The organism is Clostridium putrefaciens (assembly GCF_900461105.1).
Classification (GTDB): domain Bacteria; phylum Bacillota; class Clostridia; order Clostridiales; family Clostridiaceae; genus Clostridium_L; species Clostridium_L putrefaciens.
Map to the genome: position 1 here is coordinate 686,707 of NZ_UFWZ01000001.1, position 17,575 is coordinate 704,281.

The following is a 17,575-nucleotide window of genomic DNA, read 5'->3' on the forward strand; positions in this document are numbered from 1 at the left end:
ATATGATTTTAAAAATAATTTCTGATTTAACTTGATTTGATAAAAACAAATATAAAAGGAGCATTATTATGGGGAAAGTTTATCCTTGTTTAGAGGCTGATTTATCAAAGTTAATTCATAATGTAAAAGAAATTGTATCTATATGTAATAAAAATAATATAAAGGTTACAGCTGTAACTAAGGTGTTTTGTGCCTATAGACCTATTGTAGAGTCTATACTTCAAGGTGGAGTTAGTGAACTTGCGGACTCTAGAATATTAAATTTAAAAAAGATGGAAGATTTAAATTGTAAAAAGACTCTACTTAGAATTCCAATGGTAAGTGAATGTTACGAGGTTGTTAGGTATAGTGATATGAGTCTTAACTCGGAGATTGATACAATAAAAAAATTATCAATGGCGGCAGTAGAATTAAATAAGGTACATGATATTTTGCTTATGGTAGACATTGGTGATTTAAGAGAAGGTGTACTAGTGGAAGATGCAATAGATACAGTAAGACAAATAATAACCTTAGATAATATAAATTTAGTTGGACTTGGAACTAATGTAACCTGTTATGGAGGGTTAATACCAGATACAGAGAATCTAGGTAAACTTATAAGACTAAAGCATGATATAAAAAATATTTTTAACTTAGATTTATCTATCATATCGGGTGGAAATTCTAGTAGCTTATATATGGTTATAAATGATACAATTCCAAAAGAGGTTAATAATCTTAGAATCGGAGAATCTATAGTGCTTGGAGTGGAGACAGCCTATGGTGAATTAATTCCTAATTGTTATAAAGATGCCTTTATACTTAAAAGTGAAATAATAGAACTTAAGTATAAGCCTTCAGTTCCAAATGGAAATATAGGGTTAAATTCTTTTGGAGAGAAACCACAATTTGAAGATAAAGGAATAAGGAAGAGGGCCATAGTGGCACTTGGAAAACAAGACGTAAGAATGGAGGGATTAAAACCATTAGATGAAAATATAAGCATATTTGGAGCTAGCAGTGATCATTTAATTTTAGATGTAACTGATAGTAAGGAAGATTTAAAGATAGGTGATATAGTAGAATTTAAATTAAGCTATGGAACACTATTATCAGCAATGACATCACCATATATAGAAAAGTCTTATAAGAATGAAGAGGTTTACAACTATATATAAAAAATATGGTAATATTTAAAAAGGAATAATTAATAAACTTATTAATTACTATAATACAATTTTAAGGGAGGGGTATATTATGAAAGATAAGATAAAGATTGTTGTTTTTGGACTTGGTTCTATGGGAAGTGGCATTGCTAATATGATATTAAATAAAAAAGGATTTCAAATTGTAGGAGCTATTGATATGGATCCTAGTAAAGTAGGAAAGAAACTTTATGAGGTTTTAGGGGTAGAAGAAAATGAAGATAATTGCTGCGTAGTTACAAATGATGCAAATGATGTAATGAAAAAAGGGTTTGCAAAAGTATGTATAATAGCTACAGCTTCTTTTACGAAGGTAGTATTTCCTTTAATAAAAATGGCGGCCGAGGCAGGGATGGATGTAGTGACAACCGCTGAAGAAATGTCCTATCCAAAAGCTTTAGATAAAGAACTTTCAGAGGAAATGGACAAAATAGCTAAGGAAAACAATATATCTATACTTGGAACTGGTGTAAATCCAGGCTTTATAATGGATTTAATGGTTATAATGCTTACAGGAGTTTCTGAATCAGTAGATAATATAAATGTAACTAGAATTAATGATTTAGCTTGTTTTGGAAAGGCTGTTATGGTAGAACAGGGGATAGGACTTAAAGAACAAGAGTTTATAAAAGGAGCTAAAGATGATACTGTGGCTGGTCATGTGGGATTTCTACAATCCTTTGGAATGATTGAAGAAGCTTTCGGTGTTAAATTAAATAACATTAGACAGGAAAAAGAGCCTATTCTTACAAAGGTTCCACGAGCTACAGAAATTGTTTCTGTTAAAGAAGGAAATGTGGTAGGATGTAGACAACTAGGATATGCAGATTTAGGTGAAAGGTTATTCATTACTATGGATCATCCGCAACAAATAAAACCGGAACTTGAAGATGTTGAAACAGGAGATTATATAAACATTAATGGAGTTCCTAAATTAAATCTTCAAATAAAACCGGAAATACCAGGAGGGATTGCAACAGTTGCTATATGTGTAAACATGATTCCTTTAGTAATAAATTCAGAGCCAGGGCTTAAAACCATGTTAGATTTACCAATTCCAAGAGCAATTATTGGAGATGTAAGGGATCTTGTAAAAGACAAAAAGTAAGACAAAAATAAAAAGTAGAGGATGTTTGTAATCGATGAAGGAAGACAAAAATAAAAAGCTGGGAATTAGTTTATTAGTACCATTAGCTATAGGAACTATGATTGCATCTGGTATCTTTAATAGTCCTATAGACCTTATAGAAACCGCAAATCCATTGGCTGTTATTATATCATGGGTGATAGGTGTAACGGGAGTTATAATGATAGGAATTGTATTTTATATGCTCTCAAATAAAAGACCAGAATTAAAGGGTGGTATTTATTCTTATGCTAAAACAGGTTATGGGGACTTTGTAGGATTTAATTCGGCTTGGGGGTATTGGACAAGTTCTTTACTTGGAAATATGGCTTTTATATTTTTAATTTTTAAAACTATAAATAGCTTAATTGGAGATAATTATTTCATGCCACCTATTTATTCTTTTATATTTGGATCTATTCTTTTATGGTTCTACTATTTTTTAATAAAAAGAGGAATTAAAGAAGCGGGTAAACTTAATTTAGTTATTACCATAGCTAAAATTATACCACTAATTTTAGTTATAGTATTAGGTATGTTAGTTTTTTCAACGGATATATTCAACGTACCAAACTGGCAGACTATTTTAGCATCTAATGGTAAGGAGGTCACTTTAGGAAAACAGATAAGTGATTCTATGGGAAGTATTTTATGGTGTTTTGTAGGTGTTGAAGGATTAGTAGTTTTATCAGATAGGGCAAAGTCTCAAAATGCAGTTGCTAAGAGTACAATAATTGCATTAATTGTTACGGCGATGCTTTACATGCTGATATCTGTAATATCAATGGGGGTTTTACCAGCTAATGAGTTATTATCTGCGCAAACCCCATTAGCACTAGTCTTATCAAAAACAGCATTAGGAGATGCTGGAGGAATGATAGTTAAACTTGGGATTTTAATTTCTCTTTTAGGTGCTTTGCTTTGCTGGAATTTAATAACCACAGAAATATTGTATCTTCCGGCAAAACAAGATAATTTAATGCCAAAGTGGTTTAAAAAGGTTAACGATAAAAATGTGCCAGTTAATGCACTTTTATTTTCAATGGTTGCATCACAGCTTATACTACTAGGTATGTTATCACCAGCATTACAAAAGGGATACTACATAGTAACTCATATAGCTACAACTAATATATTAATTCCATACTTATTATCTTCTATGTTTGCATTAAAGACTTTTAAAAACGAAAAGAATTGTATCAAAGAAAAAGCTGTATGTATATTGGCTTGTATATATTCAACCTATGTAATATATGCAGCAGGAGTAGCATATTTAGCATTAGCATTTATAATGTATGCTACAGGCATAGGGTTTTATATAAAAGCTAAAAAGGAAAAACAACAGTCTATAGAAAGTAAAGAAAAAATGGCTATGATAGTTATGGTTATAATAGCTATTATCATGATAATTGCTATAGCTATGGGCAAGGTTTCCGTTTAGACTATTTGTACAAAAAACTTTTGATTTTAGACCTTATTATATTTATCTAAAAAAGGTACACTTACTTTAAGATTATATATCTTTTAGTAAGTGTACCTTTTTTATTGGGTTTCATACTTAAACATATATGATATAATTTAATTGAGGTGACATAATGACAGAATCATTACTAAAAGTTATTAATATGACAATAATGCAAATGGGATATTTCACTGGGTTAATTCTTTTTGTAGGCCTTATACTAGGCTTTTTTGAAAAGGCTGCAAATACATTTATACAAAGGTCCTTAGGTAGAAAGGGAATATTTATTACAGCATTTATTGGTACCCCCATCCATGAAATAGGTCATGCTATAATGTGTGTAATATTTAATCATAAGATTGTGGATATAAAACTTTTGAATTTTAAGGACAAAGAAGGGGTATTAGGATATGTTAAGCATAGTTACAATAAAAATAGCTTATACCAAAGGATAGGCAACTTGTTTATAGCTTTAGGTCCTATATTTAGTGGTACTTCAGTGTTAATATTAGCATTGTACTCTTTTATGCCACAATCTTTTAGCATATTAAAGAAATATGTTATCTACGGCATAAACAGTGATAGAATAGATAAAGATTTAGTATTGTCATTATTAAACTTATCAGGAGTGCTTTTAAAAAGTATTTTTAGTGTTAATAATTTTCAGCACATTAGCTTTTGGATATTTATAATAGTTGCAATATGTGTATCATCTCATATGGCATTAAGCAAAGCAGATATAGAAAACGGTAAAGACGGGTTCTTAGTTCTATTGGCATTTATATTTGTAATGAATATAGTTCTTGTATATTTTAGTGTAAGTATTACACAATATAGATTACAATTGATTAGATATAATATTTATTTAAGTATATTTTTAATGATAGCAATAATGTTTTCCATATTTAGTTTGGTAATAAGTTTTTTATGTCAGGGCAATTGCATTTAAAAACTTGAGTTAAATCCCTTTACATAGTAGAATTTATTTAATAATATTACTAATGTAAAGGGGATTTTTATAATTATGTATCACGAACTTTCAAATTCTTTTATAAGCATTTCAGACCCAAGAGATAATAATTCAAAACATAAGCTTATTGATATACTAACAATAGCAACTTGTGCAATAATATGCGGAGCCGATACATGGACAGATATAGCTCAATATGGCACATCAAAACAAGAGTGGTTTTCAACATTCTTAGAGCTTAATCATGGGATACCATCCCATGATACTTTTGGAAGAGTATTTTCTATTATTAATCCAAAAGAATTTCAGGAAGCGTTTATTAAGTGGATCAAAGATATTTCTGATAAAGTTACTGGTGACGTAATTGCCATAGATGGCAAGACAGTTAGGCATTCCTTTGATACAAGTAACAATAAATCAGCTATTCATATGGTAAGTGCATGGTCAAATCAGTTAGGTTTAGTTTTAGGTCAGATAAAGGTTAATGATAAATCAAATGAAATAACAGCAATTCCAGAATTATTAGATAAGATAGATATAAATAAATCTATAGTAACAATTGATGCTATGGGTACTCAAAAAAATATAGCTAAAAAAATAATCAAAAAGGGCGGAGATTATGTTTTAGCTTTAAAAGGTAATCATAAAAACTTTTCCAACGATATAAAATACTTTTTTGAAGAAGAATCTAAGAATAAATTTGCTGATGTTGAATATAGTTTTTTCAAGACTACTAACAAAGATCATGGCAGAATTGAAACACGTAAACATTACTTAATTAACGATTTAAACTGGCTTTCACAGAAGTCAGAGTGGAAAAACCTAAATAGTATAATTATGGTTGAATCTGAAAGAACCATAGGCGATAAAACATCTAAAGAAAGAAGGTATTATATTTCGAGCTTAACAGAAAATGTTGAAAAGGTTGCTGATGCCATTAGAAAACATTGGGGAATAGAGAATAGCTTACATTGGATTTTAGATATTGCTTTTAGAGAAGATGATAGCAGAATAAGAATTGAAAATGCAGCTGAAAACTTTGCCATCTTAAGGCATATAGCTTTAAACTTATTAAAAAATGAAAAATCAGTAAAGATTGGTGTAAAAGCTAAAAGACTCAAATCCGGTTGGGATAATGATTATTTAAGAAAGGTTTTAACTTCAATCCAATAGAAACATCGTTTTCATAAAGTTATTACAGTTCTAATATCTTAAGTAAACGTTATATTAAACTTCTATATTTTCAAGTGCAACAATATCCTTATACTACCAAAATATGATTAAACTTTAGCTCATTACAATATAAGGATGCAATTGCCCTGTTTTTTATGTTGTTTGCTATTTTCTAAAAAAAGCTAGTGTGGTAAACTAGAAGATGAGATTTTACTTTTGATATAATATTAAATGATATAATATTAAATTCAATTAAAATTAAAAATCACTATTTTTTTATAAGTTAAACAAAAATACTATCAAAATAAGAAAGGATGATTTATTAGATGAATATCGATAAATTAACTATTGACACAATAAGGGTTATATCAGCAGAGGCTATACAAAAAGCAAATTCTGGTCATCCAGGATTACCACTTGGTTGCGCTCCAATGTCTTATACATTATGGGCTAAGCATTTAAAACATAATCCTAAAAATTCAAACTGGATTGATAGAGATAGATTTGTGCTTTCAGCAGGTCATGGATCAATGCTTATTTATTCATTACTTAATATTTTTGGATATGATGTTAGCATGGAAGATATAAAGAATTTTAGACAGTATGGAAGTAAGACTGCAGGACATCCAGAATATAAGCATATAGATGGAGTTGAAACAACTACAGGACCTTTAGGTCAAGGAATCTGTAATGCTGTAGGTATGGCTATTTCAGAATCTTATCTTGCAGAAAAGTTTAATAAAGAAGGATTTAATGTAGTGGATCACTATACTTATACTATAGCTGGAGATGGCTGTCTAATGGAAGGTATTTCAGGAGAAGCATCATCTCTTGCAGGAACTTTAGAGCTAGGTAAGCTTATTATGTTATATGATTCTAACAACATATCCATAGAAGGTGATACAGATATCGCTTTTAGAGAAGATGTAGCTAAAAGATATGATGCATATGGATGGCAAGTAATACATGTGGCAGATGGTAATAACGTTGAAGAAATAAGTAAAGCTATAGAAGAAGCTAAAAAAGATAAAAAGAAACCAAGTATAATAATAGTTAAAAATATAATAGGTTTTGGATGCGCGGCTAAGCAAGGAACAGCTTCAGCTCATGGAGAGCCTTTAGGTGAAGATAATATAAAAGTATTGAAAGAAGGTTTTGGTTGGAAGCATGAACCATTTACTGTTCCAGAAGAAGTTAAAGAAAACATGAAAAGCTTTAACAAAGATGCTGCAACTAAAGAAAAAGCATGGAATGATTTATTTGAATCATATAAAAAGGCTTATCCTGAACTTGCAAAAGAATGGGACACTTGGTTTAATGGAAAGTTATCCACAGAAATATTAAATGATAAAGATTTTTGGAGCTTTGAAAAGCCTATGGCAACAAGAGAATCTTCAGGAATACTTATTAATAGGTTAACTAAACTTATTCCTAATCTTATTGGAGGGTCAGCAGACCTTGCACCTTCAAATAAGACTTATATGAAAGATAGAGGAGATTTCTCAGCAGAGGATAGGAGTGGTGCAAACTTACACTTTGGAGTAAGAGAACATGCTATGGCTGCTATTGGAAATGGTATATACTTACACGGAGGACTTAGAGTTTTTGTATCTACATTCTTTGTGTTTAGTGACTATATGAAAGGTGCTATGAGACTTTCAGCTATTATGGGACTTCCAATAACTTATGTACTTACACATGATAGTATAGGAGTTGGTGAAGATGGTCCTACACATGAGCCTATAGAACATTTAGCCGCTTTAAGAAGTATGCCTAATATGACTGTATTTAGACCAGCAGACTCTAAAGAGACAGCAGCAGGATGGTACTTATCCTTAACTAAGGAGGATGGTCCTGTATCTCTTGTACTTACAAGACAAAAGTTACCTCTTTATGATAACACAGGTAAAGAAGCATTAAAGGGAGCGTATATACTTAAGGATTCAGTAAAAGAGGTTCCAGATATGATATTAATGGCCTCAGGATCCGAAGTAGAACTTATTTATAAAGCAGCAGAAGAATTAAAGAAAAATAATATCGATGCTAGAGTTGTAAGTGTGCCTTCATTTGAATTATTTGAAGCACAAAGTAGTGAATACAAAGAGTCCGTACTTCCTAGAAGCGTAAGATCAAGAATTGCAGTAGAAGCTGCAACTTCCTTTGGTTGGCATAAATATGTTGGACTTGATGGAGATGTAATATCAATAGATCATTTTGGAGCATCAGGAAAAGCAGAAGTTTTATTCGAAACCTTCGGATTTACAGTTGATAACGTAGTTAAAAAGGCTTTAGAATTAAAAAAGTAGTATTTTTATAACAAAAGGTTTAATTAAAAGGACTATATTGATTATCTCAATATAGTCCTTTTAAATTCAACTAGTTTTCTAAGTTATCTTGTGTATGTAAGATATCTAAGTTATTTAAGTCATCTAGATTCTGAGGTTCACTTATGTTTTTTACTGAACTTAAATTATTTAATTCATGTAATTTACTTTTGATTAAGTCTTCATTTATATTAGACATAAATGAAACCTTTTTAGTTAAAGCAACTTCTAATAGCTTCTTCGACTCGTCTAGTTCACCCATCTCTAATTTTATAAGGGCATAATAGTAATAGGCCTCAGGGAAAGCTACATTAGGAATTATTTCTGAATAGATTTTTTCAGCTTCCTCATATTCAGAAAGGAAATAATGAGTTTGAGCCATATTATCTTTAATGACATCATCATCTTCATCATAAAGCAAAGCCTCTTCATTAAAATTCTTAGCCTTTTCATAGTCTCCATTAGATATATAGTAATAACCAAGAACTTCATATACAACAGAATTTAGATAATGAGGCTTTAAATCTTCTGCTATCTTTATAGCCTCGGGAATTCTTCCCTGCTTCCATCTTAAAAGACTAAGATTAAGAAGAGAACTATATTTAATTTGAGGTAAGTTATCATCAAGTTCTACAGCCTTTTCTAAGTAAGGTTCTGATTCTGAAACCTTCCCATCTCTAAGTAATAAATAGCCATAGGAGGATATAAAGTTTGCTTTTGACTTTTTAGAGTTTGCAGCCTTTTTAAAATAAGTTAAAGCCTTTTCTTTATTACCCTTTTTATAAGCATTCCCCCCTGCTGTTGCATATATAGCAGGTAAACTTTTATATATTAGATACAAAAAGTAGATAGTTAATAGTATTTTACCTAAAAGGGGATATCCCATAGATATAGATGAAAATATTATTATAGCAAAGACTAGGTCTGGGAGTATTCTAGTTAATTTTGTTTTCATACCATCCTCCATTAAACATTATTTTTATTGATACAGTTTTTAAATTATATTGTAATAATACCATGTTAACAATAAATTTTGAATAGCATAACAATATTAAATGAATAAATTTACTGTATTTGCACAGAATATAATTAAGTGAAAATCTATATTGTAAGGTGGTGAGGTTGTGAAAGATTCTTCAAACAAGATAGAAGGTAACAAAGATAGTAAATCATTAAAGGATGATATCAGTAAGTATACTTTAATGAAATCACTTAAAGAAAACATAGGATTATTTAAAGATAATATACTTAAATCACATGATACAGTAATTTATAGAGAGTTTAAAAATAAGAACACTGAATTGAAGTTTTGTTTAATATTTATAGATGGAATGGCTGATAGAGAGGTTATTAATGAAAATATAATCTATCCATTAATGCAAGATAATTTTGATGTTCAATCTAAAGACATGATAGATTATATAAAAGAAGAAGTTTTAATAATAGATGATTTAAGTGAAACTAGTGAGATTGAAAAGATTTTAAAGGCATTACTATTTGGAGATACCTTGCTACTTATAGAAGGCTTTGATGAAGGCATAATTCTTAATACAAAATCATGGGAGACTAGAAGCATATCAGAACCACAATCGGAAACTGTAGTGAAGGGACCAAGAGAAGGTTTCAATGAGAGCTTAAATGTTAATATGTCTTTAATAAGAAGAAGGATTAACTCTCCAAATTTAAAGTTTGAAATCCAGGAAATAGGGGTTAGAACCAACACAAGAGTGTGTATTGGTTATGTTGATGGTATAGTAAACCCTAAAATATTAAAAGAATTAAAATTTAGACTAAACAAAATAGATATAGAAGGTTTTTTTTCTAGCGGCACACTACAAGAATTTATAAATGATAGACCTTTATCACCTTTCAAGACCATTGGAAATACTGAAAGGCCAGATGTAGCAGCATCTAAATTGTTACAAGGTAGAATTGTTATATTATGCGATGGGTCACCTACGGTATTGACTCTACCATACTTATTTATTGAAGGCTTTCAAATAAATGAGGACTATTATGATAGTTTTATCTATGCATCTATAAATAGAATTTTAAGATTAATAGCATTTGTACTTACGATAAGTACTCCGGGTATTTATGTTGCTTTTGTTGCATTTCATAAAGAACTTATCCCAACGAAGCTTGCTTTAAGTATATACGTTGCAAAGCAGGGGGTACCGTTGCCCACAGTTGTAGAAACATTGCTAATGATTATTATATTTGAAATAATAAGAGAAGCAGGATTAAGACTCCCAAAGCATATAGGAGGAACAGTAAGTATTGTAGGAGCTTTAGTACTAGGAGATGCTGCAGTTAATGCTAAGTTTGTAAGTGCACCTATAGTAATTGTAACTGCTATTGCAGGAATATGTGGACTAATATTGTATGAAATGAATGCAGGAATAATTGTTTCAAGATTGATGTTTTTAATTTTAGGATCCATATTAGGCTTATATGGAGTTATTTTTGCACTTATGGGATTAATTATACACTTAATGTCTATAAAGAGTTTTGGTATACCTTATATGATGAAACTTATAGATTTAGACAAATATAATATAAGAGATTCTGGTATAAGGGCACCATGGTGGAAATTAAAATACAGAACAAAGTTTATTGCTAAAGATAGAGTAAGAAGTAAAAATTATATTAAAAGAAGGTATAAATAATGAAAAGACATTTAAAGAAATCAGTTATGTTATTTATATTAATATCTTTTACAGTGACATTTTTAGGATGCTGGGATTATGAAGAAATGGTGGATGTAAAATATGTAGCTGGTATGGCAGTAGATAAAGATAAAGACACCAATGAGTACATATTAACATTAGAGGTTTTAGAAGGCTCTACCAACTCAAAATCAATAAATTCTATTATTATTGAAAGTAGGTCAAAAACGCTACATGCGGCATTTAGAGATGCTATTAAATACACAGGAAACATGCTTCAAGTATCTCATGCAAAAGTATTTATCGTAAGCAAGGAAATTGCAGAAGAAGGAATAGTTTCAGTTATTGATTTAATAGATAGGGATGTACAACTGAGGAATGATATGTGGATTTTAATATCTGAAAGTGATACTGCCTCAGATATACTACGTAAAGGAAAAGAAGGAAGTGAAGTTATATCCTATGAGTTAGCTGCAACTAATGCAAATGCAAATAAAATAGGTAAGTATATAGATATGGAATTATTTAAGCTTATAAGTGACATCTCAGATACAGGCTCTTCTGCTATAGTTCCTATGGTTAATGTAGATAATAAGAGTTATGAATCAAAATTTGAAGTTTCCGGAACCGCTATATTTAGAGGAGAAAAGGTAGTAGGAAAATTAGATGGATTTGAAACTATGTTTTTGCAAATATTAAAAGAAGAAAATTTAAAATTTATATTACCTATAGAATTGGAAGATGATAATAATGTGAGTTTAGAAATTATGGATATTAATAAAAGTATAAATCCTAAAGTAAAAGATAATAAGGTTATTATAGATATGACTATAAATATAGATACAGCTTTATCTGAATTAGAATCAAGTGAAGTTAATTACATTTTAAAAGATGAAAGAGATAAATTAAAAAAACAATCAGCAGAACAAATAACCACTAATTGTTATAAAGTAATAGAAAAACTTCAAAAGGAATACAAAAGTGATGCAATAGGATTTGGAGAGGTATTGAAAAAGAAGAAGCCTAGTGAATGGAGAGAGATGGAAGATCAATGGTTAGATATATTCGAAGATATAGAGATTAATTTAGATGTAAATGTAGAGATTAAATATAATGGAGTAACTAATAAAAATATAAAAGTGGGCGATTGATATGATTGTTTTAGTATTGATGGTATATATTTTAATATCGAGCATTGAATTAATGTATTTATATAGTAATAGGTTAAAAAAGGAGGCAATTGTATATGTATGTATAATGTCTATAAGTGTAGTAATAAGTATATTAACTTCTTTAAAAGTTAATATGCAGCCAATGGTATATTTCGGAAGGGTATTAACTGTAATAAAAAGTATACTAGGAGGAATTTTATGAAGGGAGAATCTATATCCAATAAGCAAATGCAACTTTTTATATTTTGCTATAGTATAGGAGGATACCTTTTATTTAATATGGGGGCTAGTTTAAAACAAGATGCATGGATAGCTTCTATTATAGCAGTAACAATTAGTATTCCTCTTATGATTATGTATAGTAGGATTATGTATTTACACCAAGGAAGTAACTTATTTGATATTATAGAAATAGTTTTCGGAAAGGTTTTTGGAAAGTTTATAAATATAATTTTTACTGTTCATGCATTTTTATTAGGATCTTATTTGTTAAGAGATTTTATTGACTTTATTAAACTAACAGCTCTTTTTAATACTCCATCTGTAATCTGTAGTATATGTATTGGTGCTTTAATAATATGGATATTAAAAGAAGGAATTGAAGTTATGTCAGCATGGACTCAGTTTTTTATAAGGATTATATTGTTGTTTATAATTTTGGTATGGATATTATTAATACCTGAAATGGATATTACAAATTTACAACCAGTATTTTATAGTGGAATTAAAGCTATATCAAAAGAGTCACTTAAATTAGTGACATTTCCTTTCAGTGGAATATTTATATTTATGACGTTTTTTGACTATGTTGATTATAACAAAGAGAGTAAATATATATTCGTTAAACCATTAATGATCGGTGGGATAATGGTAGTAGTATTTACACTTGTAAATATAATGATACTTGGAGGTGAGGATTATAACTCATTTTATTATGTAGGATATGAGGCTATAAAAAGGTTGAAGTTACAAGGGGAGTTTCAAAGAGCAGAGGTGGTAGTTTCTATAGCTTTTACAATAATACAATTTATTCAAATAAGCTTTTGTGTACTTGGAGTATCTAAGGGCGTAACAAAAGTATTCAATTTAAAGAATTATAGATACATTTTAATTCCTGTAGTTATTTTAATGATAAATTTTGTGCAAATAATGTTTAAAAGTATTATGGAAGCTATGGAATTTACAAATGATCTATGGCCTTCCTATGCATTTTTGATGCAAATCTTATTTCCACTTATAATATTTATAGTTGCTTTATTAAAGAAAAAATATTCAACTAATAATAAGGAAGTTTAAAGAACATGGTGTATAATGTATATATATTATATGGAAAGGATCTGTGCATATGAAAATAGCAATGCCTAAAAATGGAGAAGTTATTAATCAACACTTTGGAAAAAGTGAAAGTTTTTTAATTGCTGAAATTAAAGAGGAAAACATTACAAATAAAAAGGAAGTTTCAGCTTTAGAGTTACAACATAATCATGGAGGGCTTTCAAAGTTACTTTTAGATGAAGGCGTTTCCTTAGTTATAACTGGGGGAATAGGAGCTGGTGCTTATAATGCTCTAAAAGAAAGTAATTTAGAAGTTATAAGAGGCGTTAGTGGAAAAATAGATGAAATACTAGAGGATTACTTAAAAGGTAAATTAGAGGATAAGAATGTAGTGTGTAACCATAATGGTGAGCATCATAAACATTAAAGTATAATTATATATGAGTATTATGCCTTCAAATTTTAAAAGTGCATAACTTTAATGAATTTATTCAAGAAAGAAAGCTTCAATTGTTTTAAGTGTAATCGCTTAAAATAGCTGAAGCTTTCTTTTTATTTTATATACTTTTAGTATTAAGAGAGAACATAAGAAATTTTAAATATCTAATGTTATTTCTTAAATATAGTGAATTATACATATTAGTTATTACATAAGTTTAAGAATTCATCTATATCACCTTTTATTATTTCTAATGAGTTTCTCCAAAAATTAATATCATGAATATCTATATTCATAACCTTTGTTACATCTGCTGCACTGTTTTTACCTGTAAGTGCTAGTAGTTTATCATACCTAGGAATAAATTCTTCACCTTTTTTTAAATATTCAGCATAAAGTCCCTTTGCAAATAGCAAACCAAAGGCATAAGGGAAGTTATAATAGCTATATCCTGCTGAATAGTAGTGAGGCTTACAAATCCACATATATGGGTGTAGTAAATCTTGATCTAAACCATCACCATAGGCCTCTTTTTGAGAAGAAATCATTATTTCGTTAAGTTCTTTAGGAGTTAAGGCTGCCTCCTCCCTCATTTCAAATAACTTTTTCTCGAATAAAAATCTACTATAAATATCTATAATAATTTGTGTAGAATCTTGAAGCTCGCTTTCTAAAATGCTTAAAGCATCTTCCTTGGTTGCCTTCTTTAAAGTAGCCTTTTTAACAATGGTTTCACAGAAGGTAGAAGCTGTTTCCGCTATAGGCATTGGATAATCAGAGTTTAGTATAGATTCGTTAAGTAGACAATCACCATGGTATCCGTGCCCAAGTTCATGAGCTAGAGTAATTACGTCACTAAGGTTTCCACCAAAGTTTAACATTATCCTACTTTGTCCTAGGGTAGGAAGGCCAGCACAAAAAGCTCCAGCTACCTTTCCCTCCTTTGGTAGTACATCAATCCAGTTTTCATCAAAAGCCCTTTTAGCAAAATCTCCAAGTTTATTACTAAAGGTTCTAAAGTTTTCTTCAACGAAGTCTTTTGCTTCATCATAGCTATAGGTTTTATTTGCATTGCCAATTGGAGCAAATATTTCATAAAAAGGTAGCCCGGTTTTATAACCTAGAATTTCTGATTTCTTTTTTAGGTATTCTCTAAAATGAGGCATATATTCCTTCATAGCATCAATCATAGCATCTAATGCTTCCATATCCATTCTAGATTTAATTAAAGACTCATGAAGAGGTGACTCATATCCCCTTAATCTAGAAGTGGTTATAACTTCACCCTTTATTCCATTAAGGGCGGCAGCTGCTGAGTCTTCAATCTTTTTGTAACTTTCAAGTTCAGCATAATATGCAGCCTTTCTAACTTTGCTATCTTTGTGATGAGCTAAATTTCTAACCTCTGTAAGGGGTAATACTTGTATTTCTCCATTAATATCTATATCTACCATGAGCTTTGAAACTAAAGCCTCTTTTAGTGTGTCAAAAGCTGAGGAGCCTGTAGTTTGCATTTTTGCTATTATAGATTCCTCTTTATCACTTAGTACGTACTTACTATTGTTTTTAATTTCTTTAAGTATAAATTCATGTTCTTTAAGTAAAGGGCTAGATTCTATTATATTATCTAAATTATCAATAGACCCTATGAATTTTTTATAATTTGAATCGCTTTTAGCCATATCAGCTAACATCTTTTGAATTATTTCTGTGTTTTTTAAGGCCTCAGAATTATTAGTATCAACAGAGGTTGTTAAGCTACAAAAAGAGTATAAATTTGTTACTAATTTTGTAAGTCTTATATTGTCATTTATATATTTTTCAAGGGTAGATTTTATGTCGTTGCCATTTATGTCGGAATCAACTTCACTATTTATTTTAGATATAAATAGTTTCAACTCATTTAGATCTTCTTTAAATTCTTTGTTATCAAAAGAAGTATAGAGTTCTTTTAAGCTCCAGTTTAAATTCATAATGATACCTCCCTATAATGCTTATATAAATAGTATATACCATTTATACATAGTGCTTCTACATAAAACAAAAAAATAAATTAGTAAAGGTGGTAAGTTGTGTGTTAATATGGTATTTATATTAAAAATAACACATGCTATTATTACGGATATGCAAGAAAGTGAGGTTTTTATGAAAAAGAACCCAGGGTGGATTAAGTTTACTGTTATATTAATAGTAATTAATCTATTTATGGTACGACAAGTTTTATCTCAAAATAATTTTAATGAAAGAGGGTATGATATACCTGTGCTCATGTATCACTCTATTACGGAAGATGATAAAAAGATGTTTAGAGTTACTAAAGATGGTTTTTATGAGCAAATGAAATATCTAAAAGATAGTGGTTTTAGTGTATTAAGCATGGATGAAGTATATGACCACTTAAAAAACAATAAGCCTTTTAAAGATAAATCTATAGCAATAACCTTTGATGATGGGTATAAAGATAATTACCATAATGCTTACCCAATATTAAAGGAATTTGCGATGAATGCTACCATTTTCGTAGTTACAGACTATTTAGGTGGAAGTGCTTACCTTAGTGTAGATGAAATTAAAGAAATGCAACTTAATAACATTGACATTGAAAGCCATACTACCAATCATGCAAAGCTAGACAAGCTTACAGAAATTGATAGGATTAATACATTGAAAGATTCTAAAGATTATATTGATGAAGTGTTAAATAAAGAGGTGAAATACATAGCGTATCCTTTTGGTAGGTGCAATAAAGATGTGATTGCTGATGCTCGTCTTCAAGGGTATAAGATGGCCTTTACAACAAAATCTGGACATGCTACTGGAAGAGATGATTTAAATCAATTAAAAAGAGTTCTTGTAAGTGGATATATGAATATAGATCATTTCATAAAAGTAGTTAACAAATAACATATGAATATTAAGTACTAAAATAAAAGCAATACATAAAAAACAAAGAATCAATATAAAGAATAGCATATTGATTCTTTGTTTTTAGGAAAAGTATTATAATTTACTTTGTATAATTCCCTTAACATCAGAAGGTAGATTATCTAATTCTTCTTTTGAAAGGTTATCTGTCCTTATCATTGGATGTATAAATATTTCAACTTCAGCAGGTTTTACTCTGCCTCCATTTTGTTCCATGAGCTTATAAGATCCATTTAGGGTAACAGGGACTATAGGTACCTTAGCTTTAGTAGCTAATTTGAAGCTTCCAGCTTTGAAGTTACCTATTTCATTTCCACGACTTCTAGTTCCCTCAGGAAATATTACTAAAGAGTAACCGCTTTTAAGGATTTTTATACCTTCTACAATAGCTTCAGCGGATTTTCTAATGCTACTTCTATCCATGAATACACAGTGCATATATTCCATCCATGTTTTTAAAACAGGTATCTTTTTCATTTCGATTTTAGCAACATAGCCTTTAGGCTTATCTATGTAACTCATAAATAGTGCAATATCAAAATTACCTTGATGATTACTAACAAATAGTACAGGAATGTCCTTTGGAATATTTTCCTTACCATAAACATTAACCTTTGCTCCGCTGAGCTTAACATGAGACATAGCCCAATCTGATGTAACCTTATTAACATATTCATCTTTTTCTTTAATTTTTCCTTGGCGTTCTAAAGATTTAACTTTATAAATACCAGGGATTTTGCCAATTAAACTTGTGGTAAAGTGAGTGTACCAAGCTATAGTTCTAAGCATAATAAATCTCCTATCTGAATTTTAGTTTAGGATACCTTTGTAAAATAACTAGTTTAATTATATT

At 29.8% G+C, this 17,575-nt stretch carries 15 protein-coding genes; 12 read left to right on the top strand and 3 right to left on the bottom strand.

Features of this window, described 5'->3' with window-relative positions:
* Positions 1-68 precede the first annotated feature (68 nt).
* The 6 genes from orr to tkt all read left to right on the top strand — a co-directional run bounded on the left by orr (position 69) and on the right by tkt (position 8,224).
* Entirely contained in the window at positions 69-1,160 is a 1,092-nt protein-coding gene (orr, locus tag DY168_RS03005; RefSeq protein ID WP_115640417.1) for an ornithine racemase Orr, read from the top strand.
* A gap of 79 nt (positions 1,161-1,239) precedes the next feature.
* Entirely contained in the window at positions 1,240-2,295 is a 1,056-nt protein-coding gene (gene ord / locus DY168_RS03010) for a 2,4-diaminopentanoate dehydrogenase (protein ID WP_115640418.1), read from the top strand.
* Positions 2,296-2,329: 34 nt separating this feature from the next.
* Positions 2,330-3,754 carry an amino acid permease gene (locus DY168_RS03015; RefSeq protein ID WP_115640419.1) on the top strand — a complete coding sequence of 475 codons (1,425 nt, stop codon included), beginning with the start codon at positions 2,330-2,332 and terminating at the stop codon, positions 3,752-3,754.
* 154 nt (positions 3,755-3,908) lie between these two features.
* Positions 3,909-4,724, top strand: a complete 816-nt coding sequence (locus DY168_RS03020; protein WP_115640420.1) for a hypothetical protein — start codon at positions 3,909-3,911, stop codon at positions 4,722-4,724.
* A 75-nt stretch (positions 4,725-4,799) separates the two neighbouring features.
* A complete protein-coding gene (locus tag DY168_RS03025) occupies positions 4,800-5,918 on the top strand; it encodes an ISAs1 family transposase (protein WP_115640421.1) in 1,119 nt (372 codons plus the stop codon).
* A gap of 326 nt (positions 5,919-6,244) precedes the next feature.
* Positions 6,245-8,224 (top strand): transketolase, encoded by a 1,980-nt coding sequence (gene tkt / locus DY168_RS03030; protein WP_115640422.1) that lies wholly within the window; start codon positions 6,245-6,247, stop codon positions 8,222-8,224.
* Positions 8,225-8,294: 70 nt separating this feature from the next.
* Here the strand turns inward: tkt and DY168_RS03035 are convergent, their stop codons facing one another.
* Complete coding sequence (locus tag DY168_RS03035) at positions 8,295-9,197, bottom strand: tetratricopeptide repeat protein (protein ID WP_172556251.1); 903 nt, start codon at positions 9,195-9,197, stop codon at positions 8,295-8,297.
* A gap of 169 nt (positions 9,198-9,366) precedes the next feature.
* Here DY168_RS03035 and DY168_RS03040 point away from each other — a divergent pair, with 169 nt between their 5' ends.
* Genes DY168_RS03040 through DY168_RS03060 form a run of 5 tightly spaced genes read left to right on the top strand, consistent with a single transcriptional unit; the run spans position 9,367 to position 13,785 of the window.
* A complete protein-coding gene (locus tag DY168_RS03040) occupies positions 9,367-10,911 on the top strand; it encodes a spore germination protein (RefSeq protein WP_242984041.1) in 1,545 nt (514 codons plus the stop codon).
* Positions 10,911-12,062: a Ger(x)C family spore germination protein gene (locus DY168_RS03045; protein ID WP_115640424.1), complete on the top strand. Its 1,152-nt coding sequence runs from the start codon at positions 10,911-10,913 to the stop codon at positions 12,060-12,062. The genes DY168_RS03040 and DY168_RS03045 overlap by 1 nt, the downstream gene beginning before the upstream one ends.
* 1 nt (position 12,063) lies before the next feature.
* Positions 12,064-12,285 (top strand): hypothetical protein, encoded by a 222-nt coding sequence (locus DY168_RS03050; RefSeq protein WP_115640425.1) that lies wholly within the window; start codon positions 12,064-12,066, stop codon positions 12,283-12,285.
* The gene (locus DY168_RS03055; protein ID WP_115640426.1) at positions 12,282-13,379 is read left to right on the top strand and encodes a GerAB/ArcD/ProY family transporter; all 1,098 of its coding nucleotides are present in this window, start codon (positions 12,282-12,284) and stop codon (positions 13,377-13,379) included. Before DY168_RS03050 ends, DY168_RS03055 begins: the two co-directional genes overlap by 4 nt.
* A gap of 49 nt (positions 13,380-13,428) precedes the next feature.
* Entirely contained in the window at positions 13,429-13,785 is a 357-nt protein-coding gene (locus DY168_RS03060) for a NifB/NifX family molybdenum-iron cluster-binding protein (protein ID WP_115640427.1), read from the top strand.
* A 212-nt stretch (positions 13,786-13,997) separates the two neighbouring features.
* On the opposite strand, the gene DY168_RS03065 is transcribed toward DY168_RS03060, so the two are convergent.
* Positions 13,998-15,770 (bottom strand): M3 family oligoendopeptidase, encoded by a 1,773-nt coding sequence (locus tag DY168_RS03065; protein ID WP_115640428.1) that lies wholly within the window; start codon positions 15,768-15,770, stop codon positions 13,998-14,000.
* A 97-nt stretch (positions 15,771-15,867) separates the two neighbouring features.
* Here DY168_RS03065 and DY168_RS03070 point away from each other — a divergent pair, with 97 nt between their 5' ends.
* Positions 15,868-16,701: a polysaccharide deacetylase family protein gene (locus DY168_RS03070; RefSeq protein WP_242984042.1), complete on the top strand. Its 834-nt coding sequence runs from the start codon at positions 15,868-15,870 to the stop codon at positions 16,699-16,701.
* Positions 16,702-16,797: 96 nt separating this feature from the next.
* Here the strand turns inward: DY168_RS03070 and DY168_RS03075 are convergent, their stop codons facing one another.
* Complete coding sequence (locus tag DY168_RS03075; RefSeq protein ID WP_115640429.1) at positions 16,798-17,511, bottom strand: lysophospholipid acyltransferase family protein; 714 nt, start codon at positions 17,509-17,511, stop codon at positions 16,798-16,800.
* Positions 17,512-17,575: the final 64 nt, after the last annotated feature.